Here is a 24,150-nt window from a genome sequence, read left to right on the forward strand (position 1 = left end):
GGCGGGAAGGGTCTAGCTACGTAGCAAAATAGTAGATGTGTGGGCATGGCTTCGGCAATCGCCCCGAGGGCCAGCGGATCGGGACGCTGCGGGGATGGGTGGTCCGTCGATTCTGCGTCTGCTCGTCAGCCGGGCGTGACCTAATCGAGCGCGCTTCCTTGCCGCCACTGGTCCCAGGACAGGCTCCAGTCACCGTTCTGCCAGACTTCGAGGGGTTCACCGCCGGTGTTGCGGATTTCCACCACATCGCCCGGATTGGAGAAGTCGTAGAACCAGCGGGCGTTGTCGCCGCTGAGATTGAGGCAGCCGTGCGAGACGTTGGTGTTGCCTTGAGCCCAGCTGGTGGAGTCGAGTTGATGCAGATAGATTCCGTCGGTGCTGATGCGGGTGGCCCAGTTGATGGCTTCTTTGTAGCCGAGGCGGGAGTTGACCGGCAGGCCGTAGGTGGAGGAGTCCATGATGACGGGGTTGGCCTTGTCCATCACGGTGTAGATTCCGCGCTGGGTCCAGAAGGTGATCGTTTTGCCCGCGATGGTTTCGCTGCCGCCCATACCCATCGAGGTGGGCATGGTTCGTATCAGTTTTCCATTTTCGAAGACCTGCACTTGTTTGGTGTTGTCGTCGGCGATGGAAATGTGTGCGGGGCCGATGGTGAAGGAAGTCGTGCTGTCTTCTTGGCCGTAGAGGCCGGGGCCGAGTTGCGCGCCGTAGATGCCGGCCACGACGGTGATCCTGGTGCCGGGGGCGTAGTACTGCTGCGGCCGCCAGTGCACGTTTCGGTCGTCGAGCCAATACCAGGAGCCGACGACCGGCGGATCGGTGGTCACCGACAGGCGTTTCTCAGCGGCGGCTTTGTCGGGGATGTCCTCGTCGAAGTGTGCGACGATCACGGTGCCCACTCCGTAAGTGCCGCCCTCGGCGAGTGGCTGGCCGCCAGTGGTGGTCAGGTATGCCTTTGTCTGATTACGCGGAGTGACGGTGGAGAAGCTGGCGGTGGTCGGGCCGATGCGGCCGGTAACTGTGACGCCCGCGGCGGTCACGGTGTAGGTGCGTCCGTAGCCGAGCGGTTCGGCCGGTTTCCAGGCCGATTTGTCCGGCGTCAGGATGCCCTCGATCGACCTGCCCTCCTCGTTCTTCATGGTGACCGAGGTGAGGATGCCCTCTCGCGCGCTCACCTGCACTGTGCCGCGCGGGTCGACATCGCGCGAGCCCGCCGCCGGTGTCATCGTGATCGCCTCGCTGACCGGAGCAGCGGATATCCCAGCCGACGACTGGGATGGAGCTGACGGCGAACAAGCCGCCACCAGCAGGGCGATGACCGCGAGGAAGCCCGCTGCGCCAGACGCCTTCCCGCAGCAAACTGACATGGTGTGCCCTCCCTCATATCGGCCGTGTGCGGCGCTGCGACACGTCATCACGATTACTATCTCTCTTAGTAGTTTACCGGGAAGCTGGTGCGGTCTGCGGTCCCAGGTGTCGAGCGCCGATGCAGGGCGACCGGGTCTATCCGTCCCCGGTCCCGTTCATGGGGCAGCAGACGGTTGCGGCAACAGGCGCGCGATGGGGCGTCGGATACGTTCGGGCAGGGAGCACCACGCGGGGTTTCTCAGCCGAGCCGAACAACGCCCGCAGCGCGGCCGCGGCGCCCTCTTCCGGGCTGCGGAGGGCGGCGATACCGATAGGCGCATCCGAACGGCAATGCAACTCACTTGTTGCTCGGCGCAGCAAGACGCCCAGCCTTACTATTTACCTACGTATCTCGTATAGGGGCGGGCGCGGCCATGCTCCGACCTGCTTCCGTCGACCGAGCCGCGCCCTGCGGGGTGTGGTCGTTCGGTCGTTGTGTCATGCCGGAGAGCGCAACGACTGGGCACGGGATGCGCCGAAGATGAGGGAGGCGCCAGAGATGACCGCGCGAGGATTCGGTGATCTAGAAGCAGTAATCATGGATCGCATCTGGAACTATATGGATCAGACGACGGTTCGTGAAGTGTTCGAAGAACTTTCCGCCGAGCGGGATATCGCCTACACGACGGTCATGTCGACGATGGACAACCTCTATCGCAAAGGGTGGCTCGATCGCGAGCTGGTCGGCAAGGCCTTTCATTACTGGCCGACGCTGTCGCGTGAGCAGTACGGCGCCCGATTGATGCGTGAAGCGCTGATCGCCTGCGGCCGACCGGATTTGGTGCTGGCGTATTTCGTCGACGAGATCACCCCGGAGCAGTCCGAGGGCCTGCGTGCGGCGCTGCGGCGCCGCCGTGGGGGCCGTCATCCGTCATAGCGCCTCGGCGTCGACCGGACGCGATGACTGTCGCCGTTCGTGTCATCCCCTTGGTTGGGATCATGCCTATGGCTGCGAGCGCTGCGGTTGCCGTGCGCGGTGGCAGCGTGCCCGCTGCCGCGTGCCATTTCCCGCGGGAGCTCCGCGATGGGCCGGCCGGGAAGGCGCTGCGGCCGCAGGACATGCCAGCGCTCGATCCGCGCCAAAGTGTTCAGCCCCCGAACTATATTCAGTAGTGCTGTTCCGGCCCGCGGTCGGGTGGGGTGACCAAACGGGTGCGGGCACTGCCGGTGCGGGGTGTGCGGCTAGCCGATGCTGTCGGCACGTACTTGGCGGCGATCCCGGTGGCCAACACCCGCCGGGGCTACGCCGTCGCCCTTGATCATTGGTGCGCGATTTCGATGCCGACTCGGATGTGGGTCTGCTGGAGGCCGAGCGGGTGGGCGGCTGGTTCACCTTCAAGTGGGGCTGGCGCTCGGCGCAAACGTTCAACGTGCGCCTCGCCGCCCTGCGCGGTGCGTGCGAGTACGGGCGCAAACAGGATTGGCTGGTCGGGGACCCGCTGGTCCGGTTGGTGCCGCGGAAGGTGCCGCCGGATCATTCCCGGGCGATGACCCGTGACGAGGTGGACCAGCTGCTCGCTGCGGATGTACCTCTGGGGAACGGGTTCTTCTGTGGGCGATGCTCTACGAGACCGCCGCCCGTGCCGACGAGCTGCCGATGCTCGACATCCCGGACCTGGATATGGCGAACCGGTGCGCCAGGGTGACCCGCAAGGGCGGGGCGAGGGATGCGGTCGCGTGGCAGACCGGGACCGCGCGGCTGTTGCCGCGGTTGCTGGCCGGTAGGAGAAGGGGCCGGTGTCCCTGACCGACCGCAAAGGCCAAACCCGGTGTGGCGGTGGAGGATATCGACCCGTCGACGCTGCGGGCCCGGTTGTCGTACCGGCGGGCGGCCGAGCTGTTCGAGCACCATACTCGCGATTTCGATCGCGGACCGTTCACCTTGCATCAACTCCGTCACTCGAAGCTCACGCACGCCGCCGAGGACGGCGCGTCCACGCCGATGCTGATGCGGATGAGCGGGCACACCTCGGTCCGGTCCCTCGGGAAATATTCTCGTCCTTCCGCGGACGCCCTGATCCGGTGGCAGGCCCAGACCGATCCGCCCGCCCGACGAAGGCGATAACCCATGGATGGCAGTGGCGCCCATGTGCTGCATCATCACGGTCATCCACAGCAGCACCGCGCCCCCGAGGACGACCAGTAGTCCAATCCCGGCGATCACCACGACGAGCAGGGTGGTGATCGAGGAGCGCGCGCGGCCCGCGGGCTGCGGTGCGGGTGTCGGCAGGTCGCGGGTGAGAGCTTGCAGGTCGCCGACGGTTCGGGCGCGGTAGGCGCTGCCGGCGCGGTCGGAGAACTCGTCGAGGTGAGCCGGCCGCTGCCGACCTCGGCACGCAAGGTCTTGATTGTCCTCTCGCGGTCGGCATCGGATGCGCGTACGTCAGGGTCGGGGTCCATCGCCATCTCGGTTCTCATGGATAAGGGAATCGACGCCTACGATCGGTTTCCATGTCGTGGCCTGGCTGTTCAGCGCTGGACGGCCGGTGGCGTGGTTGGGGATGTCAGATTCGATGATCCAGCAGACGGTGGAGTCGTCGTGGCTGGTGGGTCGGTGGGCCAGGGCGGTGTCCAGCAGTGTTTGCAGGTGGGTTTCGAGGGTGATGAGTTCGGCGATCTGGGCGCGGACCTGGTCCAGGCGCTGGCGGAGCATGGCTTGGACGTGGCCGCAGGGTTGTTCGCCGCGGTCGTGGACCGACAGGATCTGACCGGCTTCGCGCAGGCTCAACCCGGCGGCTTGGGCGCGGCGGATGAACTGCAACCGGGCCAGGTGCTCGGGGCTGTAGTCGCGGTAGCCGGTGGGGGTGCGGTCCGGTTCGGGCATCAGGCCCTCGTCCTCGTAGAACCGGATCGTTTTCGCCGTGACCCCGCCCGCTGCGGCCAGTTCGCCGATCTTCATCCCGTTCTCCTCAACTGTCTCCTCTTGACATTCCATCGTACTGGAAGGTTCATGCTGGGGTTGTCACGCGGGAAGCGCGTGGGATCGACGGAGGTCGGGGTGAGCGAGTTCGTGTATACGGTGCGCGGGATGACGTGCGGGCATTGCGCCGATGCGGTCACCCGTGGTGTGCGGGGCATCGAGGGTGTCCACGGTGTCGCGGTGGATGTCGCGTCCGGTCGTGTGGTGGTCGGCAGCGCGCGAGTACTGACGTTCGAGGAGGTCGCGACGGTGGTCACCGAGGCGGGATACGAGCTGGTGGGATGAGGGTGGCGGCACGGTTGTCCGGCTACACGCTCGTGCTGGCCGTGGTGGCGGCGGCGGGTTGGGTCGGCGGTCGAACCATCGGACCGGTGGATGCGAATTCACCATCACAGGAGGCCGGAGGCCACCAGTCGTCCGAACACACCACGGTGGGCGCACCGGCACCGGCGACGGACAGTGCGCCGTCGTGGGCCGAGCCTGCGCCCGCGACGATGGGCCAGAGCGCCACCGCGCTCGCTGAGGCTGTGCCGGTACCGATATCCGCGGTGCCGGTGATGGCTGCGGTGGCAGGACCGCTGCCGGTCGAGAGCGCACGGGCCGACACGACACCGGACACCCGCTCAGCCGACCCACGTCGGCTGAGCGGGACCGGGATGCCGACGACACCGGGTGCGATGCCCGCGCAATTGGTCACCGCGGCGGACATGCCGAGCGGTGATGCGATGGGCCATCGGTCCGCTCCTGATGCCGCGGCCGCCGCAGGCTCGGGTGGTGACGGCGACGGCACTGCACATCCGGTGGGCGACGTGGTCGCTACCGCCAGTGCGGGCACCGACGACGATCAGCCCGGACCCGGTCGTCCGGGCGTACCGGGAGGTCGGGCCGGTCAGGCTGGTTTGCCTGGCGGAGGGGGCAACGCGGCGTCGAAGCCCCAGCACGGTCCGTCGACCGCTGCCGGAGATCACGCTGCGGACACACACGGTGCTGGTGACAAGCACGGCGGAAAGGGTGGCCGATGAGTGGCACCGTCGAGGGCGAGCAGCCGATCGCGCCGCGGCAGCTGGAGTTCGCGATCGGTGGGATGACGTGCGCGTCGTGTGCGGCCCGGATCGAACGCAAACTCAACAAGCTCGATGGTGTCGTCGCGACGGTCAATTTCGCCACGGAGAAGGCGCGCGTCGAGATCGTGTCCGATACTGCGGATTCCGACGTGATCCGGGTGATCGAGGACACCGGATACACCGCGCGGATACCGCAGTCGCAGCGGGCACCTGATACCGAAAGCCCCTCCGAGACTGAGGAATACGACGAGCCCACACGCTCGCTGCGTCAGCGCATGCGGGTGTCGGTGGCGTTGGCGGTTCCGGTGGTGTTGCTGGCGATGGTGCCGCCGTTGCAGTTCACGAACTGGCAGTGGCTGTCGCTGAGTCTGGCGGCGCCGGTGGTGGTGTGGGGTGCCTGGCCCTTCCACGTGGCGGCGTGGGCGAACCTGCGCCACGCCGCCGCCACCATGGACACCCTGATCTCGGTGGGTGTGGGCGCGGCGTTCGGGTGGTCGCTGTATGCGCTGTTCCTCGGTGACGCGGGCAAACCCGGTCTGCACCACGGTTTCTCGCTGACGGTCGAACGCGGTATGGCCGGGAGCAACATCTATCTCGAGGTCGCGGCGGTGCTGACCGCGGCAATCCTGACGGGACGGTTCTTCGAGGCTCGCGCCAAACGCCGTGCGGGCGCAGCCCTTCGGGCGCTGCTCGAACTCGGAGCCAAGGACGTCGCGGTGCTACGCGACGGCCGCGAGGAACGGATTCCGATCGGCGAATTGATGGTCGGTGATCTGTTCGTGGTGCGGCCGGGTGAGAAGATCGCCACCGACGGCGTTGTCGCCGAGGGTAGTTCGGCGGTCGATGCGAGCATGCTGACCGGCGAGTCGGTCCCGGTCGAGGTAAGTCCCGGCGATCCGGTGGTCGGTGCCACGGTCAACGCCGGTGGCCGCCTGGTGGTGCGTGCTAGCCGGGTCGGCGCGGACACCCAGTTGGCGCAGATGGCGCGCCTGGTCGAGGACGCGCAGACCGGCAAGGCCGAGATCCAGCGGCTCGCCGACCGGGTGTCGGCGGTGTTCGTGCCGGTGGTGATCGCGGTCGCGGTCGGCACCCTCGCGTTCTGGCTGGGCGCGAGCGCGGGAGCGGCGTTCGCGTTCAGCACCGCCGTCGCGGTGCTGATCATCGCCTGCCCGTGCGGGCTCGGATTGGCCACCCCGACAGCGCTTCTGGTCGGCACCGGCCGCGGCGCCCAGCTGGGCATCCTCATCAAGGGACCCGAAGTCCTCGAATCGACCCGCCGCATCGACACCGTTGTCCTGGACAAAACCGGCACGGTGACCACCGGCAAGATGACCCTGCTCGGTGTGCACACCGGCAGCGAGGCCGACGAACACATGGTGTTGCGGCTGGCCGGTGCGCTCGAGGACGCCTCCGAACATCCCATCGCCCGCGCGATCACGGTAGGTGCGATCGAACGGGTCGGTGACCTGCCCGCGGTGTCGGACTTCGCGAATCTGGAAGGTCTCGGGGTTCGTGGCGTAGTCGACGGACACACCGTGCTGGTGGGCCGTACCTCGCTGCTCACCGAACACGGCATCGACCTACCTACCGCACTACAGGGGCACAAACAGCGGGCCGAGGCTCTCGGCCGCACCGCTGTCGTGATCGCCTGGGACGGGGTGGCGCGAGCGGTGCTGGTGGTCGCCGACACCGTGAAACCCACCTCGGCGCAAGCGATCCGGCGCCTGCGGGAACTCGGCCTGCGGCCGGTGCTGCTGACCGGGGACAACGACACCGCCGCCCATGCCATCGCTGCGGAGGTCGGCATCGACGAGGTCATCGCCGAGGTGCTACCGAAGGACAAGGTCGAGGTCATCACCCGGTTGCAGGGCGATGGCCAGGTGGTGGCGATGGTCGGCGACGGCGTCAACGACGCCGCCGCACTAGCCCAGGCCGACCTCGGATTGGCGATGGGCACCGGCACCGACGTCGCTATCGAAGCCTCCGACCTGACCCTGGTCCGCGGGGACCTGATGGCCGCGGTCGACGCGATCCGATTGGCACGCCAGACATTGCGCACGATCAAGGGCAACCTGTTCTGGGCATTCGCCTACAACATCGCCGCCCTGCCCCTGGCCGCACTCGGGCTGCTGAACCCGCTCATCGCGGGAACCGCGATGGCATTCTCCAGTGTGTTCGTCGTCTCCAACAGTCTCCGGCTACGCGGATTCTCCTCGACGCCCGTCGAGGAACCGGCTACCGAGCCCGCCACGGTTGCAGCCGGCGCACGGTTGTCGGGCGTACCCGGCGGGAGTGGACTCGATGATGCCGAACGCGCCGAACTCGAACGCCTGCGGGTGGAGAACGCGGCGCTGGTAGAGGAACGCGACGTGCTCGAACGCAGCGTCGCGCACTGGGTACGCAAGGCCCAACGCCAATGAACCACACCGGTTTCTGGCACACCGAAAGCCTCGCCTCGCTGACATTGACCGCGGTGGCGCTGCTGGGGGCCGCGCTGCTCACCGTGCGGGCCGTGGCCGGACGGCCCACCGGCCGCTGGGTCACCTTCGCGGTGCCGCGCCGTGTCGCGGTGCCAGCCGCGGCGATCGGGTTGCTGGTGTTGGAGATCAACCAGCAGGCGCACGCCGAATTGCTCACCACCCCGTGGACCGGATGATGTGACCATGCGCGAAGGAGGCGGACGGTCATGAGCGAAGTGTCGGTGATGCTGCCCGCATACCTGGCCACCGGATTCCGGCACCGCGGCGGGGTCGTGCCGGCGACGCTGGTGTTCGGCGCCGGTGTCGCGACGCTGATCCTGCCCAATCGGCCGTCAGCAGCACTCCTCGGTCGCGGCGGCCGGGCAGCAGGTACTGGCTTTGTTGCTGTCCGGAGGACCACGGGGTGAAATTGGAGATCCTCGAGGTCCCCGCCTGCCCCGGCGCGGCGGTACTCGAACAGCGCCTTCGGCAGGTGGCCGCGGATGTGCCCATGGCACTGGAGATCGTCCATCGGATGATCGGCGACGCCGACGAAGCTGCTGCGGCCGGGATGAGCGGATCACCCACCCTGCTCATCGATGGCCGCGACCTGTTCGCGACCCCGGGACAGACCCCGAGCCTGTCGTGCCGCTTGTACCCGACCGGTACCGGGAGACTCGACGGCGTGCACTCGGCCGCGGCGCTGCGCGCCGTGCTGCGGGTCACCCCCGGACCGTCACACACCTGACCAATCCCGGCACCGCAAGGCCGATAACCTGCGTCGTTTCAAACCCTCACCCTCACCGGCGGGCCCCCGCGAGGCGTCGCCGATACGGACACGCCCACACCCGCACGGTCCATGATGTGACTAGTAGGATCGCGGTCGTGACCAGACCTACGCCCGCAGTGCGGCGAGCCGGAATTCTCCGGCTCGTCGTCGTGCTGGCGGCGCTGGTCGGGATCGCACTGATCCAGAGCGGGCACTGCCAGGCCAGTGCGCCGATGGACATGTCCATGACGGCCGCTGCCGCGGCGGCCGGTCACTGCGGTCCGGCACAAGCCGGCGCCGACCAGGGCATGAACCACGCCGATCACGATCACGGTGCGGTGATGTTCCAGACCGATGCCGCACCGGTGACGACCGGATCGGACCAATCACCGCCGGCAGTCCCGGCCGGGATTGTGATGGCCTGTCTGGCGGTGTTCCTGGCGTTGCTGGCCGGTGTGGCGTTACTGCGCTCCCATTGGCGCGCCTGCGCGATTCGTCTTCCCCTTCCGCTGGCGGGGCCGGAGCCACGCGCGGTGCTGCCGCGCCCGCCCAGCCTCGCTGAACTCTGCGTGCTGCGGACATAAACCGCAGATGCCGCGGGTCCGTCGCTCTGCGACCGACCCATTCCCGTCGTGCGTTCGATCAACGCCGCGGGAGCGTCTGTGTCTGTTCGTACCTACCCTCACGCAGGAGTTCGTTTCGTGAATCTCGTCCCCGTCCTCGCCACCGGTCTGTTTGCCGGCGGCATCTCGTGTGCCGCCGTCCAGGGTGGTCTGTTGACCGGTGTCATCACCCGTCAACGCGCCACCTCCGCAGCGGCCACAGCCGAGAAGCCGGTCGCTGTCGAATCCCCACCGCGGATCTGGACCCGCCTTGGTGACGACCTGGCACCGGTCGGTGGTTTCCTCGCCGGAAAGCTGCTCTCCCACACCCTGCTCGGTGCCGCGCTCGGCGCCCTCGGCGGTGCCGTGCAGCTGTCGATCGGTACACGGACCTGGTTGCAGATCGGTGCCGGGCTGCTGATCATCGTGTTCGGCCTCGCGCAGCTCGGTGTGCCCGGCTTCCGCGGCATCGTCGTGGAACCACCCGCCTCCTGGATGCGGGTTGTGCGCAGCGGAGCTCGCCTGCATACCGCGTTCGCGCCCGCGGTGCTCGGTGTGCTGACGATCCTGCTCCCGTGCGGGATCACCCTGTCGGTGGAAGCCCTCGCCCTCGCGTCCGGGTCACCGCTGTGGGGTGCGGCGGCCATGGCGGTATTCGTGCTCGGCACCGGACCGTTGTTCGCCGTGCTGGGGTACGCGGCCCGGGTCGCGGCCACCGTGTGGCGTGGTCGGCTGGCGGTGGCGACCGGGCTGGTGGTGCTCGGGATGGGCTTCTACACCCTCAACGGCGGACTCGAACTCGCCGGCTCCCCGCTGGCCGCCGGACGCATCGCCGAGGCATTCGGCGCCAGCCAACCCACGGCTGACGCCTCCGCCGCGACCGTCACCGACGGCGCACAGATCGTGACGATCACCGCCCGCACCGGCGCCTACACCCCCGGCAATGTCGAAGCGAAGTCCGGTGTCCCGACCACCCTGGTGGTCAAGACCAACGGCACCCAGGGCTGCATCCGGTCGCTGGTCATCCCCAGCCTCGGCATCCAGAAGGTCCTGCCCAGCACCGGTGAGACCCGCATCGACCTCGGGATCCTGCAACCCGGCCGCCTGGACTACACCTGCGGCATGGGCATGTACTCCGGCCTGCTCACCATCGCCTGACAAAGGAGCTGAACCTATGGCCACACATGTTTTCCGGGTCGAGGGCATGCACTGCGGCAGCTGCGCGCTGCTCATCGACGACACCCTGCAAGACCTCCCCGGCGTGCGCAGCACGCAAACCTCCCGCAAGAACAACCGCACCACCGTCGACCTCGACACCGCCACCACCCCCGGCGATGTCATCGCGGCCATCGCCGAACTCGGCTACACCGCCACGGTCGACTCCTGACGACCGCCCAGCCCCCTGGGGTCGGCCGCCGCAGGCGCAGCCCAGCAACTGCTGCCGTGCACGGCCGACCCACCGGGGCGACCCCACCACGTTCGCTGAACCCGGACATCCGGGTTCACCTCGAGTCGGAAACGGAACGACAAATGGACTCCGTACTGCTCACCCTCGCCGTCCTCGCCTGCCCCATAGGCATGGGCGCGATGATGTTCATGATGATGCGCGGAAACCGCCACGACAGCGGCGACGACACCCGACAGATCGAACTCGACACGCTGCGCGCCGAAATCGAACACCTGAAAGCCGATCGGCAAGCCGAACACCGGCCTGGGAATTCCTCGTGACACCCACCTGGTATGCCGCGATCCTGGCCGCCGCGGCGGCGACGACCACCTACTTCACCTGTGTCCGGCCGATGCGCCACCGGCAGCGCGCCGCGACCGGCGTCGAGGAACAGATCACGGAACTGACCCGCGAACTGAACGCCCTCCGAGCAGGCGATGACAACGACAAACCCGCCGCCAGGGAAAACCACAGCCCGGGTCCGAGCCGGCGCAACACCGATGCAGACCCAGACAATCGTTGACTCCTCGGCATCCCCTCGCCCCGATCCAGCGATCGCTGGCAGTCGACGCGGTTTGACCTTCCATCCGAATGGAAGGTCTAGCATCACTGCGGTTCACCGGTCAGCCGAGGTTGCCTCGGCAGCTCCGGGGAACCAAGACCACGGCGTCGATATCACGCCGCCGAAGAGTCCGAACACTCGACCCAGGGAGGTGATACACGTGAACCCGCTCAAGATGATCTGCGACTGGATGTGCAGCATGATGGGCCCCTGCTGCCCGGGCATGTGACAGCAGGACAGATGCCGTGAGCCGGCGGGCGGATCGACCCGGGCCAGTCCCGGTGTCGATCAGCTCGCCCTCTCCAGACGGTTTCAGTCGTCATCGTCGGCGGCGTCGGGATCCCGCAGCGGCCGATGGCCCTCGCCGAGCTCGGGCAGGTGGAAACTACTACTTATCCCTGAACGATCGGGATTCAGTCTGGATGCCCAGTTCCTCCCAGGCCGCCCGAGGCCTTCCCATAGGCAGGCACCGGACTGCTGACCGACCGTTCGGGTTCGGTTGCGGCGACCTCTTCTGCACGTCGGTCAAACACCGCTAAGCGCGACTTTTCTCGTCGCTGCCAATCCCATATGCCGTGGCCAGATCGCCATGGGCAACCGTGGCGTTGCCACAGGAACTCACGTCCATTTCCAGGCGAGGCAGAGCGGGGTCGACAAGGTCGACCCCGCTCTGTGCCTCGACTCTCGTGGTATCAGCCTCGGCACCGCGCGGCTGAGTCGTCGCGACGGCTGCGGTGGGCCAGTGCATGCTGTCTCAGCCGGAACGCATTGGCCCCGCGGGCCGGAATCGGCTCGACTCCACACTCGATCGACGTCGCCGCCCGCATTTCCCCGGTGAATTGGCGTGATGGAGGTGCAGCAGTTCATGGCGGCGGCGTTGCTGCTGGTCAGTGCACGTACGATACGACGCTCATCATCCCTGCCTCGCCGTGATAGATGTTGTGGCAGTGCACCATCCACTGTCCGGGATTGTCGGTGTCGAAGTCGACCTCGAGGGTTTGCATGGGCAACACGATCGAGGTGTCCTTTCGGGGGCCGGTACCGGATCCGGTGACGACCTGGAAGGTGTGGCCGTGCAGGTGCATGGGGTGGAACATCATCGTCGTGTTGACGAACCGCAACCGAACCCGCTGCCCTTCGGTCACATCCAATGGGGAGTGGTCGGGGAACTCCTTGCCGTTGATCGTCCAGATGTACTTGTGCGTGTCCGATCCGAGGGTGACATCGAGCGTCTTGTCCGGTTTCTGGTTGGGCAGCCGCACGGATTCGACGGCGACGAGCCGATCCGCGGTGATCGGGCGCCCGGTGAGTTCGGCGGGGCGCACAGTGGCCGGGGGCGGGGTACCGCCACCGGTGCGAATCAGCGCGAAAGCGTGCCCGCTCTTGCCTTCCGGGGCGGCGACCAGTGGGAAGACGCCGTCGGTCAGGTCGATGATCGCGTCGTAGCGTTCGCCCATGCTGATCAGCAGGCTGGCACCGGTGACCGGCTGCACCGGATAGCCGTCGCTGTGGGTTATCCGGAGTTGGTGTCCGCCGACGGCGACGCGGAAGGCGGTATCGGAGGCGGCGTTGATGATGCGCAGCCGCATGCGCTGACCGGGGCGTCCGGTGAAGGTCACGGGGTCGGTACCGAGTCGGCCGTTGATCAGGTAGTGCGGGTAGGTCACGTCACCGGTGTCGGAGCCAAGGGGTGCGTTCGGGTCGGCGGGCATCGTCATCGTCGAGGAGCCGCCCATGTCCATGCCACCGTGGTTCATACCGCTGGAGCCGCCCATGTCCATCCCCGCCATGCCTTTGTCGCGCAGCTGCTGCAGCTCCTTGTCGGGGTCGCGGCCGTTGACGCCGTCGAGCCAGTCATCCAGGACGACAACGGCTTCCACGTCGTAGTCCTTGCCGTCTGCGGGATCCTCGATGATCAGTGGCGCGTACAGGCCGCGGTCGAGCTGAACTCCGACGTGGGGATGGAAGAAGTACGTGCCGGCGTCGGGCGCGGTGAACTCATAGCGGAAGGTGCCGCCGGGCTGGACGGCGGGCTGAGTGAGATCGGGCATGCCGTCCATGTCGTTGCGCAGGGCGATGCCGTGCCAATGAATGGTCGTCGGTGCGGGAAGTGCGTTGGTGAAGTCGGCCCGCAACACCTCGCCGCGCGAAAGCCGGATCTCCTGCCCGGGTAGCTTGCCGCCGAATGTCCAGGTCTGCACCTGGACGCCACCGAGATCAACGGTGGTCGGCTCGGCGCGCAGCGACACGTCCCGGACGTTGGCTCCAGCCGCTCGGCGATTGTTCTCCGCGGTGCGGACCGCGTCGGAATCGGGTTGGACGAGTGTGCGTGCGCCCGGCGTGTCCTTGGAGCATGCGGCGAGGACAGCGGCCGTGGCGGCACTGGCACCGAGAGCGAGAAACCCGCGCCGCGTCATCGGTGCGGAGTGCGGAAATTGCGTGGAGGACATGGATGCTCCCTATTTCGTAATGGTTCGGGTACCGCGCGCTGGCAGATCGGATTGTGGGTGAGCGGTGATCCCGGCCCGGGTACGGTGTCGCCTGGGTGATATCGAGTTGGGTGGTGCACCAGGTCGGCCGAATGCAACGGGGGATATCGTGCCGTGGCCGCTGCTGGTGTGCGGGTGGGACGCGGACCTGGGCGGGACCGGGCGCACCTGCGTTGACGAACAGACGTCGGGTCGTTCAGCGGCCGCCGAGTATTGCGCGCATCTGGTCGATTTCCGCTTGCTGGGCGCTGACGATGTCGTGTGCCAGTGCTTTGGCGTCGGGATTGGCGCCGCCGGTGATCTCGGTGTTGGCCATGGTGATCGCGCCGGTATGGTGGTCGATCATCATCCGCAGCCACGTGCGGTCGAAGTCCGGTCCGGACAGGCCTTCCAGTGCGGTCATGTCGGCGGATGGCATCATGCCGGGCATGTCGGTCATCTGATGTCCGCCGGTGGTGGGGGCGGGTTTTCCGAAATCCTGGAGTAGCGTGCTGATTCGCTGCATCTCAGGGCCCTGCGCCGTGATGACGGTGGAAGCCAGCGTGAGCAACTGCTGGCTCTGCGACCGGGACGCGACGAGCCGGGCCATGTCGACTGCCTGAGCGTGATGCGGATACATCATCTGCAGGAAGGTGACGTCGGTGTCGTTGAAATCGGTGCGCGCCGCTGATGCGCTGGACGGCCCGTTGCGGGAGGACGTGACCCCGTGATCCATTCCTGCCATCGAGCTGCCGCAGCCGGCGACAAGCAGCGTCAAGACGGCAGCGCCGACGGCGACGGCCGATCTGATTCGGTTACGTGTGCTGAACATGATCGAACTCCTGGTGAATTGCGAAAGAAGTGGATTCGGGCAGGCACCGGCGTGCCTCCGGGTCGCGGGGACCGCGGAAGCGGGATGCCTGTCAGATCCGCAGAATCGACAATTCGGCCAGGGAGGGCGCCGTCCAGGGCGGTGGACGTTCACGATGTATACGCCAGTGACGGGACTTCGGCAGGTGAACCTCGTCGAAGCCGACGCCGGAGCGGTAGAGCAACACGAGGCCGATCACGAGCGCCATCACCGAGAGGGTGAACACGCATGCGTGCATGGCCCGGTGCCCGATGGCATGGTCATCGTTGGTGATGACCATCGCGGACTCCTGATGGTCGCCCAGTGTCTCGGCCATCGCGTTGGTGTGTTCGCGATCGACATGGTTTACGCCGGGATGAATGCTGAGCAGACCCGTATGCATGGCGGCAATGCCGAGAACCAGCACCAGCAGACCGAGTATCCGGACGGGCCCGGATACTCGGGGCGGCGCGTGCTGGTCGACCACTCGGCCATCATAGTGCTTTGCGCGGGTCTGCCCCACTGCAACCTTCTGGAGACGTCTTTGGCTGCATCTGGCCGCGTACGGCTGGCACTGGTAACGGCCGTCATGTTCCCTGGACCCGGTCAGCGCGACCCAACGGCGGTGCCGGACCGCGAGCGCACCCCGGAGTCGGCCGACCAAGAAGCGGACCACCGCGACCGCAGCTGCCGGAATCCGCCGGTACTGGACGGTGAGGCCGGACTACGGTGAACCGACGGTGGCCGATCAACGTCGAACGTATAAAAGGATCTCACCACCAGGAGAGTGTCATGTTCACCGCACTGCTGCACCCACCCCGCCGCTTCGCCGCGACCGTGTGCCTGGCCATGGCCACGCTCTTCGCTGCCACCGCCTGCACGGCGTCGAACGGTGACGGCAAGCCGGCACCCACCGGCGCTTCGGGTGCTGTGACCATCACGATCGACGACTACCGATTCGACATGCCACCGACGGTGTCGCCCGGCGCGACGATCACCGTCCGCAACATCGACCGGGTGGAGCATTCCGTGACATCGGATGCGGTAGGACTTTTCGACGCGGAGGCGGAGCCCAACGGCACCGGCAGTTTCACCGCACCGTCGACGCCGGGCTCATTCCCTCTCTACTGCCGATACCACCCCAACATGCGTGCGACGCTGATTGTCGGGTGATGGAACCGCCCGGGGGCCGAACTGGCCGCGGAATTGTCGTCGCCAGGGGATCGTAGTGGGCGAGATCAGCCTCGGCCAGAGGGCACCGACGCTCGACCGCCCGCTGCATTCTCGCTGCATGCGGCGCTGTACCCGCCGCCTGGCACTGCCACCGACGGCACGGCCGGCGTTGGTGCCGCAGGGATGTGGTGGGCCGATGAGCACACGCCGGTCCGAATCGGTCCATTGGAACTGGCCTTCGCGCAGCGTTCAACCTGGTGGGAATCCTCGCCCGGCCACGGTCGATACTGAGGTTGGTCACCGGGCGGCTCGGGGTCTCAGCTGGTATCCCGCATCGACCGCGGCCCGCCCGGACGGCGTCGGCCGCAAGCTCATGGTCAGTGGGTTGACGTTCTCGCCGGTATCGCGAGGTGGTCCGTTCCCGGGGCGGCGACTGAAGAATGGGCGCCGCATCCGAGCCGTCGCAGTGCGTGTGAAAACGCCGCATCCGGAACACCTGTTTCGTACCCGTCGGCGAAGCGGTCGCTGGGACCGCAGATGGCAATGCCGAGTACGGACAGCAATGCCGCCACAAGCGGGGCGATGATCACGATCGCGGTCGCCACACTCAACTGCAGCCGGGCGCGGGTCCGCTGCTCAGGCCGCGCGGGCATGGTGAGGCGTTCGACGCGGGCAGCCAGACCGACGCCGGCTGCACCGAGCGCGTCGGCGGGGTCGGGGGCACCGGAGAGCATGAGCAGTGCCTGCCGCACAGTGTGGTGGCCGTGGATTCGGGCGGCCGCGTCGTCGGCGCACATCTCGATGAGGTGTGCCACCTCGATCGCCCCTACCCGAAATAGTTCACTTCGAGGGAAAACCGCTGCGAGTCCGCGGGTCAGCGCGAGCAGCACGTGGTGGCGGCCCGCGAGGTGTGCCCGTTCGTGGGCCAGTACGGCCTCGAGGTGGCGGCCGTCGAGCGAGGAAATGACACCTCGAGTGACCACGACGGCGTGTGGTCTTCCGGCTACGCAGTACGCCACCGGCTCGTCGAGATCGAGCACGACAGCGTCCAATTCGGCGTTGTGGCGGCCCGCGACTCGGACCATGCGGGCGTGTTCATGGGTGGTTCTGCGTGCCCGCAACAGTGCGCTGATCAACCGGGCCGCCAACACGACCCCCGCGACGGAGGCCAACGCGCTGAGGGTAAGGATTCCGGTCTGCACGACGACGCCGTATCGGCCCGCCGCAGCCTCGTGCAGTTCCAGCAGACAGTTGCCCACGACCCTCGAGCCTCCAGGCTGGAGCAGGTCTTGGGTCACGTCGACGAGCAGAATTGCGAGGCCGAATGCCCACGACGCTCCCACCGAAACGATCGCGCTCATCCACGCGGCTACTCCGAGCCGTGGCGCGGCACCGACGCGGATCGATCGCCGAAGTAGTTGTGGTGCCAGCACAGCCACTGTAAATCCGTACAACAGTAGGCATATCGCGATGCTCACCTGGCGGCGGTTCCTTCGAATAGTGGCGCGGGCACTGTGGCGAGCCGATCGCGGCTCCATCCGAATTGACCGGGGCCGGTGCGGCGAGGAATGCCGATATATCGGCGATGACAACGACAACAATGGGACCGAGTCGTATCGCGACCTTCGGTTCCCATTCTGTTGCGTTCCTCTCAGGAGGATTTCTGCTTGGGGCGAATTCCGACTTCGTCGTTACCGACCGATCGCGTCTCATGGAGGGGTCATCCGAACGATACAGCCTACTTACCAGGTACGTAGAAATTTCGACTGATCGGCATGGCGGCAAACAGGTCCACACCCGGCAGCCGGCCAGACGACGCAGCGCGAAACCCTTGACATCATACCCCTAGGGGGTACTATCGGTTTTGGCGGTGGCAAGAGGTGGTCGCCGCAGAAAGGAAGAGGAATCCATGAGCATCACGACCGTCACGGTGTCCGGGATGACCTGCAGCCATTGCGTCTCTTCGGTCAGCGAGGAGATCGGCGCGATAACTGGCGTGACCAGCGTGGACGTCGATCTGGCCAGTGGCCGGGTGACCATCGATAGCGAGGGCCCCGTGGAGCGCGGCGCGATCGCCGCCGCCGTCGATGAGGCCGGTTACAAGCTCGTCGACTGACGATTCCGTACTACCACAACTACGCATACGGGGTATTCGCCATGAACGCGCCTACCAAGTTCGCAGCCTTCGGCCTGGGTCTCGCCATGATGTTCACGGTCGCGTTCGCCGCCGGGGCGGTGATCGGCCCCGACCCGGCTACCGCGACGCCCGTGACAAATGCGGTTCACCCGGCCGAGGCGTCGACGTCTCAGCACGGCCGGGACCGCTGACCCGCTTGATCAGCGCCTTTTCCGCGGATTCATCGCCGCACAGATTGGAGTATCGATGGGCACCACGACGCAACCGCCCACCCAGCAGCGGATCGAGTTGGCGATCGGCGGCATGACCTGCGCATCGTGCGCCAATCGTATCGAGAAGAAATTGAACAAGCTCGATGGCGTCACCGCGACGGTCAACTATGCGACCGAAAAGGCTCGCGTGGAATATGCCGGGCAGATCACACCGGAAGACCTCGTCGCTACGGTGGAGCAGGCCGGATACACCGCCGCGCTGCCCGCTCCGAAGCCCACGGCGGCGCAGACGGCGGAAACTTCTGCGGTCGGCGAGGATCCGACGGCCTCGCTGCGGCAGCGGTTGCTGGTCGCGCTGGTGTTGACGGTGCCGGTGATCGCGATGGCGATGATTCCCGCCCTGCAGTTCACCAATTGGCAGTGGCTGTCGCTGGCCTTGGCGGGACCGGTGGTGGTGTGGGGAGCGCTGCCGTTCCACCGCGCGGCGTGGACCAACCTGCGCCACGCCACCGCGACCATGGACACCCTGATCTCGATGGGCACCCTCGCCGCGTTCGGCTGGTCGCTGTATGCGCTGTTCTGGGGCACTGCCGGAATGCCGGGGATGAAGCACCCGTTCGAGCTGACGATTGTCCGTGACGGCGGCACAGGAAATATCTATTTGGAGGTGGCGGCCGGGGTCACCACCGCTATCCTTGCCGGCCGGTTCTTCGAGGCACGTTCCAAGCGCCGGGCTGGTGCGGCGCTGCGCGCGCTGCTGGAACTGGGGGCCAAAGAGGTGTCGGTGTTGCGCGAGGGCCGCGAGCAGCGGATCCCGGTCGAGCAGCTCGCCGTCGGTGATCTGTTCGTGGTGCGGCCTGGTGAGAAGGTCGCTACCGATGGTGTCGTGGTCGAGGGCTCCTCTGCGATCGACGCCTCCATGCTGACCGGGGAATCGGTGCCGGTGGAGGTTGCGCTCGATGACACGGTGGTCGGTGCGACCGTGAACGTCGGTGGCCGAATCGTGGTGCGCGCCAGCCGGATCGGGTCCGACACCCAGTTGGCGCAGATGGCGGAACTGGTAGAGGAGGCGCAGAACGGGAAGGCGGCCGCGCAGCGGTTGGCCGACCGGATTTCCGGGATCTTCGTGCCGATCGTCATCGCGCTGTCGGTCGCCACGCTCGGATTCTGGCTCGGCACCGGCGGACCCGTAGCGGCCGCCTTCACCGCCGCGGTGGCCGTGCTGATCATCGCCTGCCCGTGCGCGCTCGGACTGGCGACGCCGACCGCGCTGATGGTCGGCACCGGACGCGGCGCACAGCTCGGCATTCTGATCAAGGGCCCGGAGGTGCTGGAATCGACCCGGCGGGTGGACACCGTGGTGTTGGACAAGACCGGCACCGTCACGACCGGCAAGATGACCCTCCTGCAGGTGCATGCCGGCGAGGGTGAGGACGAGACACGGATTCTGGAACTGGCCGGGGCGCTGGAGGATTCTTCGGAGCACCCGATCGCGCAGGCCATCGCCAAGGGTGCCCGCGAGCGGGTGGGCGAGCTGAAGCCGGTCGAAGGGTTCGCCAATGTCGAAGGTCTCGGGGTGCAAGGTGTCGTGGATGGCCACGCCGTGATCGTCGGCCGCCGCCGACTGCTGGCGGAGTGGGCCCAACACCTCGACGCCGACCTGGAACAAGTGATGCATACCGCCGAGACGGAGGGCAAGACCGCGGTCGCGGTCGGCTGGGACGGCACAGCGCGCGGCGTGCTGGTCGTCGCCGACGCGGTGAAACCCACTTCCGCAGAAGCGATTGCACAGTTGCGGGCGCTCGGGCTGACACCGATCATGCTGACCGGCGACAACTCCGCGGCCGCCGCCGCGATCGCCGCGCAGGTCGGCATCGAGGAGGTGATCTCCGAAGTCCTGCCACAAGACAAGGTCGATGTCGTCAAGAAGCTGCAGGATCAGGGCAAAGTCGTGGCGATGGTCGGCGACGGCGTCAACGATGCCGCGGCTTTGGCCCAAGCCGATCTCGGCCTGGCCATGGGTACCGGCACCGATGTCGCGATCGAGGCCAGCGACCTGACCCTGGTCCGTGGTGACCTGCGGGCGGCGCCGGACGCGATCCGCTTGTCCCGCAAGACGCTCGGCACCATCAAGGGCAACCTGTTCTGGGCCTTCGCCTACAACGTGGCCGCCCTGCCGCTGGCCATGGCGGGATTGCTGAACCCACTGCTGGCCGGCGCGGCGATGGCGTTCTCGTCGGTCTTCGTCGTCAGCAACAGCCTGCGGCTGCGCCGCTTCCGATCCAGCAACGGATAAGAACCGAAAACTCGACCGAAGCAACGGGAAAATCGGGCGGGACGGCCGAACTGCGCCGTCCCGCCCGACGCATTGTGGAGGACAACCATGTCGACGATCACGGAATCCGCGCTGCGGATGGCCCGGCATCCGGCAACTCGATCCGTCGCCCGCTGTGTCGCCGCCTGCGCCCTCGGCGCGATACAAACCGCGCTGCGCCCCAGGTCCGGCGAGCAACCGGGTCAGATGCGAAGTCCGCTGGCCGCCAAGTAGGACGTCCGCTACCGCCCTCCGGCCAACCCGACTGGGACGGTACGCGATGCCGTGCCGTCGTGGCACCGGCACGACACACTGTCGGCCGGGCGAGCGGGCAGCTCACGTGAGTTGACCGGCGCCTCCGACCTGGAGGCCGAAGTACTAACTATGTACAAAGGCCCGGACCTGGTCTCAGCGCTGGGAAGTCGAACAAGGCTGGCGATCATGCGTTCGGCGGGTCCCAGCTGGTCGTCTTCGGTGCCGTCGCAGCCTACCTCGTGCTCACCGCAGTCGACCGGTATCTGCGTGCCCGCCGTACACAGATCGGGGACACCGGCCCACACCCAGCCGAATCCCGGTGAGTTCCATGATTTCTCAGCGATCTGCACCCACCAGGGCTGCAGCGTCACCGACATCCGCGATGGCCTGATCGCCTGCCCCTGCCACGGCAGCCGCTTTCGCATCACCGATGGGGCCCCAGAACGTAGACCCGCCCGAGAACCCTTGGGCGGACGTGAAACTCGGGTCGAAGGCATCAGCATCCGCATCAGCTGACACCAACGGCAGTCGATCGGCGTGACCTTACCTGGCCCGGCGACAACACCGACAATGACGACCGTTATTGCTCCGCGGTGCACGGGCAGCGGAGCTGTGGCTGCATACCGCAACCACATCGCGATGCTCGCGGTCACCGATCGGGGAAGTATGAAGCCGTCAGCCAGATCGTGCCGACCGGCGCCGCCGCACCCAGGTCGCTGACCGGTCGATTCCCCGAAGGCAACAACACCGGCAATCCACCACCAACAGTGATTCCCGTGGCTGTTCTCCGAGATCTTCTACGTCATGGTGTGCCGAATGATGGGGGCTTCTGCTGACCGATGTGACCAGGACTCGGCGGCCGGTTTGCAGCGAACCGAATAGGCCGGGTTCGATGGTTGTTTCGCGCATCCGGGTGTAGTACGGGGCTTCGCCTCTGGGCGAGTCCACTATCGGTGGGGATGCCGCTGGGGTGTTTGCGCCGCGTCCGGGTGGTTACCCGCGAGGGCAGGAGGTCGAAATGGCGCGGCCATCCCGGCCAGCCCGGCCTCCGCCAGAGAAAGGAGGCGATCCGTGATGACCACGGTCAAGGACATGCTCGCCACGTATCCGGCCGACCTCGGCGGCGTCGACCCCAACAAGCTCACCAAGTGCATCGAGGAATGCATCGCCTGCGCACAGGCGTGTACGGCGTGCGCGGACGCCTGCCTGTCCGAGGGCATGGTCCGCGAACTCGCCAAGTGCATTCGCACCAACATGGACTGCGCGGACATCTGCAACGCCACCGCGTCCGTGTTGTCCCGTCACACCGGCTACGACGCCAAGATCACCCGTGCGATCCTCCAGGCATGCGCGACCGCCTGCACGGCCTGCGGCGACGAATGCGCCGCCCACGCGGACACCTACGAGCACTGCCGCGTATGCGCCGATGCCCTCCGCCGCTGCGAACAGGCGTGCAACGACCTGATTCAGGCTCTCGGCTGAACGGCCCCACCGCCGCGGACTCCCCGCTCCGGTGCCCGATCAAGTCCCGACATGTGACTGGAGCCGGTCGATGATACGCGGACTTCGAGAGGGCCCAGGCCCTCTGGGTCCTCTCATTAGTCGCAGCGCCAGCCGTTGTTCACTGTTAGCCGATGATTCCGACAGCGATGTCACAGACGACAGCGATGTCACAGACTTTGCCGCAACCGGCACGGTGGGGCTTGTTCCGGGGGCCTGTGGGCTTCGCTGGATGTCTTGTCCCTCGGCCACACGAACTGTCCGTCCTCGTTTGGATCGGACACCAGGAGCGATGTTTCCGACGCACGATGTCGACCTACATCAGGTTTCGAACGGCATCGGGAAGCGTGGCACCACTTCGGGGGTCGCGATGACCGCGTGGTCGGCGCTCAGGAACGGCAGCGATGCGTCTGGCTCGGTGGAGCGGTAATTGGAACCGCCGTCGCGTTCGGCGCGGCCCCGTGGTTTTTGCGAATGGGGGATCAGGCGGTCGAGGTAGGCGAATCCGATCGCAGCAACCAGGATGACGGCGGCAAGCCAGGTCGACATCACGCCCTCCCCGCCTCGATCACACCCGCGAGGCCGACGACTGTCAGGGCTGTGGTGTGCATACTTCCTCCTCGCAGGCCCGGTTGGAGGTCGGACCGGCGCCTACGTTCTATGTAGGAGAATAGTAAGTCGTTGATGCGGGCCGCGCACCTTCTATACGCCCTGCCGCGCTGTGCGGGTCGGGGAGGATCTCCATGACGGCCGGTTCGAGCGAGTCGATACGCCAGCGCTGGGCGGAGGCGTCGGTGATGTCGTCGCGTGACAGACGAGGTGGACCCCAGCCGCTGGGTCCGCGGTCGCTGAAGCCGAGCATGAAATTCGCATCCGGGTTCGCCGGCATCCTCGCCAGCCGAGACAACCGGCAGCTTGGGGCACTGCTCGCCGGCGCTGGGACGGTTGCACGGGAGTCCGGGGCGCAACGGCCGTTTCGGGTCGCCACGAAGCGCCGGTCTGGCTACTATTCAGATACGTAATATTGGGACGTGCTCGACTGGGCGCGCGTGACGCAGGGAGGCCGGTGTTGGGGGAGTGACGCAAGCTCGGCAGCTGGATCCGGCTCCCACCATATTCATCCGACTCGACCGAGCAGACCACGCCGGATGGTTGACTTGGAGTGCGCTGGTGCTGTTGGCGGCCGCGGTCGCCCTCGCGGTGGCCGGGGTCCCCACGGTTGATCTACACGGTCCCCTGCATCGGATCGGCATCATGGATCCGGCCTGTGGTGGAACACGCTCGGTGTATCTATTCCTGCACGGTCAGTTCGGCAGATCGTTGCGCTTCAACCCGGCGGGATGGCTGGTTGTGCTGGGCGCTGCTGTCGTGGCTCTGCGAGCCGTGGCCGGTTGGCTCACGGGCCGCTGGCTCGCGGTGCGTGCGCCGCGCCGTGTGATGCTCACTGCCGCGACCATTATGTTGGTGGGCTTGGAAATCAACCAGCAGGCGAATGCCGACCTGCTCACCAGTTCCTGGAACGGATAGGCTCCCTGCCTTCGGCAGGGGCCCACACCCAGGGAGATGGGTTTCATCCGATGGTGAGCCATCGACACCCGCAGGGTCAGGCCTTCTTCTTTCTCGTGCGCAGGCTGCGCAATACCGTTCGCAACGCGGTCGACTCGTCCTCGGTGATCTGTTCGACGAAATGGGCCAGCACCAAATCCGAGCGGCCACCCCCGCCGAGCGCCTCACGCATGAGCTTGGCGCTGTACTGCTCGCGGGTGAGGGTAGGCCAATAGGTATAGGCCCTGCCGTGCCGTTCCCGCTCCAGCCAGCCTTTGCGGTGCAGATTGTCCATGGTGGTCATCACGGTCGTATAGGCGATTTCCCGTTCGCGCAGCAGGTCCTCGTATACCTCCCGCACCGTGGTGGTGTCGTCGGCCGACCACACGCTGTCCATTACAACCGCTTCCAGATCCCCGAAGCGATGCCCCATCGAATGTCTCCTCGTCCAACTCTGTCTACGGTC

The 24,150-nt window shown here is 66.7% G+C and carries 29 protein-coding genes and 2 pseudogenes; 21 read left to right on the forward strand and 10 right to left on the reverse strand.

What is annotated here, in order from left to right; all coding sequences use genetic code 11:
- Nucleotides 1–140: 140 nt before the first annotated feature.
- The gene (locus HOV91_RS26045) at nt 141–1,367 is read right to left on the reverse strand and encodes a L,D-transpeptidase (RefSeq protein WP_043736213.1); all 1,227 of its coding nucleotides are present in this window, start codon (nt 1,365–1,367) and stop codon (nt 141–143) included.
- A gap of 539 nt (nt 1,368–1,906) precedes the next feature.
- Here HOV91_RS26045 and HOV91_RS26050 point away from each other — a divergent pair.
- From HOV91_RS26050 to HOV91_RS40070, 3 genes are all read left to right on the forward strand, one after another.
- Nucleotides 1,907–2,284 (forward strand): BlaI/MecI/CopY family transcriptional regulator, encoded by a 378-nt coding sequence (locus tag HOV91_RS26050; RefSeq protein ID WP_043736215.1) that lies wholly within the window; start codon nt 1,907–1,909, stop codon nt 2,282–2,284.
- 681 nt (nt 2,285–2,965) lie between these two features.
- Complete coding sequence (locus HOV91_RS40065) at nt 2,966–3,154, forward strand: hypothetical protein (RefSeq protein WP_245560423.1); 189 nt, start codon at nt 2,966–2,968, stop codon at nt 3,152–3,154.
- A gap of 24 nt (nt 3,155–3,178) precedes the next feature.
- Nucleotides 3,179–3,472 (forward strand): tyrosine-type recombinase/integrase, encoded by a 294-nt coding sequence (locus tag HOV91_RS40070; protein WP_312884773.1) that lies wholly within the window; start codon nt 3,179–3,181, stop codon nt 3,470–3,472.
- A 171-nt stretch (nt 3,473–3,643) separates the two neighbouring features.
- Here HOV91_RS40070 and HOV91_RS41125 read toward each other — a convergent pair.
- Nucleotides 3,644–3,825, reverse strand: a pseudogene (locus tag HOV91_RS41125) (DUF1707 SHOCT-like domain-containing protein); the annotation flags it as partial.
- A gap of 82 nt (nt 3,826–3,907) precedes the next feature.
- Nucleotides 3,908–4,306 (reverse strand): annotated as a pseudogene (locus tag HOV91_RS26065) (heavy metal-responsive transcriptional regulator); the annotation flags it as partial.
- A gap of 99 nt (nt 4,307–4,405) precedes the next feature.
- On the opposite strand from HOV91_RS26065, the gene HOV91_RS26070 reads away from it, so the two are divergent.
- The gene (locus tag HOV91_RS26070; RefSeq protein ID WP_043736220.1) at nt 4,406–4,612 is read left to right on the forward strand and encodes a heavy-metal-associated domain-containing protein; all 207 of its coding nucleotides are present in this window, start codon (nt 4,406–4,408) and stop codon (nt 4,610–4,612) included.
- A 22-nt stretch (nt 4,613–4,634) separates the two neighbouring features.
- Here the strand turns inward: HOV91_RS26070 and HOV91_RS26075 are convergent, their stop codons facing one another.
- Entirely contained in the window at nt 4,635–5,036 is a 402-nt protein-coding gene (locus tag HOV91_RS26075; protein ID WP_043736222.1) for a hypothetical protein, read from the reverse strand.
- A gap of 309 nt (nt 5,037–5,345) precedes the next feature.
- On the opposite strand from HOV91_RS26075, the gene HOV91_RS26080 reads away from it, so the two are divergent.
- The 9 genes from HOV91_RS26080 (at nt 5,346) to HOV91_RS26120 (ending at nt 11,191) form a co-directional block, all read left to right on the forward strand.
- Complete coding sequence (locus tag HOV91_RS26080; protein WP_174188033.1) at nt 5,346–7,811, forward strand: heavy metal translocating P-type ATPase; 2,466 nt, start codon at nt 5,346–5,348, stop codon at nt 7,809–7,811.
- The gene (locus tag HOV91_RS26085) at nt 7,808–8,047 is read left to right on the forward strand and encodes a hypothetical protein (RefSeq protein ID WP_051047106.1); all 240 of its coding nucleotides are present in this window, start codon (nt 7,808–7,810) and stop codon (nt 8,045–8,047) included. Before HOV91_RS26080 ends, HOV91_RS26085 begins: the two co-directional genes overlap by 4 nt.
- 30 nt (nt 8,048–8,077) lie before the next feature.
- Nucleotides 8,078–8,278, forward strand: coding sequence for a hypothetical protein (locus HOV91_RS39530; protein WP_083887877.1), 201 nt, complete (start codon nt 8,078–8,080; stop codon nt 8,276–8,278).
- Nucleotides 8,275–8,598, forward strand: a complete 324-nt coding sequence (locus HOV91_RS26095; protein WP_043735046.1) for a hypothetical protein — start codon at nt 8,275–8,277, stop codon at nt 8,596–8,598. Before HOV91_RS39530 ends, HOV91_RS26095 begins: the two co-directional genes overlap by 4 nt.
- Before the next feature lie 137 nt (nt 8,599–8,735).
- Nucleotides 8,736–9,203, forward strand: coding sequence for a hypothetical protein (locus tag HOV91_RS26100; RefSeq protein WP_157227403.1), 468 nt, complete (start codon nt 8,736–8,738; stop codon nt 9,201–9,203).
- Nucleotides 9,204–9,320: 117 nt separating this feature from the next.
- Complete coding sequence (locus HOV91_RS26105) at nt 9,321–10,379, forward strand: urease accessory protein UreH domain-containing protein (protein WP_043735041.1); 1,059 nt, start codon at nt 9,321–9,323, stop codon at nt 10,377–10,379.
- Nucleotides 10,380–10,395: 16 nt separating this feature from the next.
- Entirely contained in the window at nt 10,396–10,608 is a 213-nt protein-coding gene (locus HOV91_RS26110; protein WP_043735038.1) for a heavy-metal-associated domain-containing protein, read from the forward strand.
- Between the two features lie 143 nt (nt 10,609–10,751).
- Nucleotides 10,752–10,949 (forward strand): hypothetical protein, encoded by a 198-nt coding sequence (locus tag HOV91_RS26115; RefSeq protein ID WP_043735035.1) that lies wholly within the window; start codon nt 10,752–10,754, stop codon nt 10,947–10,949.
- Complete coding sequence (locus HOV91_RS26120; RefSeq protein ID WP_043735033.1) at nt 10,946–11,191, forward strand: hypothetical protein; 246 nt, start codon at nt 10,946–10,948, stop codon at nt 11,189–11,191. The genes HOV91_RS26115 and HOV91_RS26120 overlap by 4 nt, the downstream gene beginning before the upstream one ends.
- Before the next feature lie 926 nt (nt 11,192–12,117).
- Here the strand turns inward: HOV91_RS26120 and HOV91_RS26125 are convergent.
- The 3 genes from HOV91_RS26125 to HOV91_RS26135 all read right to left on the reverse strand — a co-directional run bounded on the left by HOV91_RS26125 (nt 12,118) and on the right by HOV91_RS26135 (nt 15,035).
- Nucleotides 12,118–13,680, reverse strand: coding sequence for a multicopper oxidase family protein (locus HOV91_RS26125; protein WP_174188034.1), 1,563 nt, complete (start codon nt 13,678–13,680; stop codon nt 12,118–12,120).
- Between the two features lie 235 nt (nt 13,681–13,915).
- Entirely contained in the window at nt 13,916–14,530 is a 615-nt protein-coding gene (locus tag HOV91_RS26130; RefSeq protein WP_043736558.1) for a DUF305 domain-containing protein, read from the reverse strand.
- Nucleotides 14,531–14,621: 91 nt separating this feature from the next.
- Nucleotides 14,622–15,035: a DUF6153 family protein gene (locus HOV91_RS26135; protein ID WP_086007593.1), complete on the reverse strand. Its 414-nt coding sequence runs from the start codon at nt 15,033–15,035 to the stop codon at nt 14,622–14,624.
- 362 nt (nt 15,036–15,397) lie between these two features.
- On the opposite strand from HOV91_RS26135, the gene HOV91_RS26140 reads away from it, so the two are divergent.
- The gene (locus HOV91_RS26140) at nt 15,398–15,721 is read left to right on the forward strand and encodes a cupredoxin domain-containing protein (RefSeq protein ID WP_246350849.1); all 324 of its coding nucleotides are present in this window, start codon (nt 15,398–15,400) and stop codon (nt 15,719–15,721) included.
- Between the two features lie 377 nt (nt 15,722–16,098).
- On the opposite strand, the gene HOV91_RS26145 is transcribed toward HOV91_RS26140, so the two are convergent.
- A complete protein-coding gene (locus HOV91_RS26145; protein WP_051047257.1) occupies nt 16,099–17,082 on the reverse strand; it encodes a M56 family metallopeptidase in 984 nt (327 codons plus the stop codon).
- A 548-nt stretch (nt 17,083–17,630) separates the two neighbouring features.
- Between HOV91_RS26145 and HOV91_RS26150 the strand changes: the two genes are divergently transcribed.
- The 6 genes from HOV91_RS26150 (at nt 17,631) to HOV91_RS26175 (ending at nt 22,121) form a co-directional block, all read left to right on the forward strand.
- Entirely contained in the window at nt 17,631–17,837 is a 207-nt protein-coding gene (locus HOV91_RS26150; protein ID WP_043736546.1) for a heavy-metal-associated domain-containing protein, read from the forward strand.
- Nucleotides 17,838–17,878: 41 nt separating this feature from the next.
- Nucleotides 17,879–18,049, forward strand: coding sequence for a hypothetical protein (locus HOV91_RS26155; RefSeq protein ID WP_157227585.1), 171 nt, complete (start codon nt 17,879–17,881; stop codon nt 18,047–18,049).
- A gap of 55 nt (nt 18,050–18,104) precedes the next feature.
- A complete protein-coding gene (locus HOV91_RS26160) occupies nt 18,105–20,366 on the forward strand; it encodes a heavy metal translocating P-type ATPase (protein ID WP_043736543.1) in 2,262 nt (753 codons plus the stop codon).
- An 87-nt stretch (nt 20,367–20,453) separates the two neighbouring features.
- Nucleotides 20,454–20,618 (forward strand): hypothetical protein, encoded by a 165-nt coding sequence (locus HOV91_RS26165; RefSeq protein WP_157227583.1) that lies wholly within the window; start codon nt 20,454–20,456, stop codon nt 20,616–20,618.
- A gap of 207 nt (nt 20,619–20,825) precedes the next feature.
- Nucleotides 20,826–21,155 (forward strand): Rieske (2Fe-2S) protein, encoded by a 330-nt coding sequence (locus HOV91_RS40075; protein WP_157227581.1) that lies wholly within the window; start codon nt 20,826–20,828, stop codon nt 21,153–21,155.
- A gap of 558 nt (nt 21,156–21,713) precedes the next feature.
- Complete coding sequence (locus HOV91_RS26175; RefSeq protein ID WP_043736540.1) at nt 21,714–22,121, forward strand: four-helix bundle copper-binding protein; 408 nt, start codon at nt 21,714–21,716, stop codon at nt 22,119–22,121.
- Nucleotides 22,122–22,460: 339 nt separating this feature from the next.
- Here HOV91_RS26175 and HOV91_RS26180 read toward each other — a convergent pair whose 3' ends face one another.
- Nucleotides 22,461–22,688, reverse strand: coding sequence for a hypothetical protein (locus HOV91_RS26180; RefSeq protein WP_043736538.1), 228 nt, complete (start codon nt 22,686–22,688; stop codon nt 22,461–22,463).
- A 621-nt stretch (nt 22,689–23,309) separates the two neighbouring features.
- Between HOV91_RS26180 and HOV91_RS26185 the strand changes: the two genes are divergently transcribed.
- Nucleotides 23,310–23,666, forward strand: coding sequence for a DUF2752 domain-containing protein (locus HOV91_RS26185; RefSeq protein ID WP_217441166.1), 357 nt, complete (start codon nt 23,310–23,312; stop codon nt 23,664–23,666).
- A gap of 76 nt (nt 23,667–23,742) precedes the next feature.
- On the opposite strand, the gene HOV91_RS26190 is transcribed toward HOV91_RS26185, so the two are convergent.
- Entirely contained in the window at nt 23,743–24,117 is a 375-nt protein-coding gene (locus tag HOV91_RS26190; protein WP_043736534.1) for a BlaI/MecI/CopY family transcriptional regulator, read from the reverse strand.
- Nucleotides 24,118–24,150 lie beyond the last annotated feature (33 nt).

This window comes from Nocardia barduliensis (assembly GCF_013315795.1).
Taxonomy (GTDB): Bacteria; Actinomycetota; Actinomycetes; order Mycobacteriales; family Mycobacteriaceae; genus Nocardia; species Nocardia barduliensis.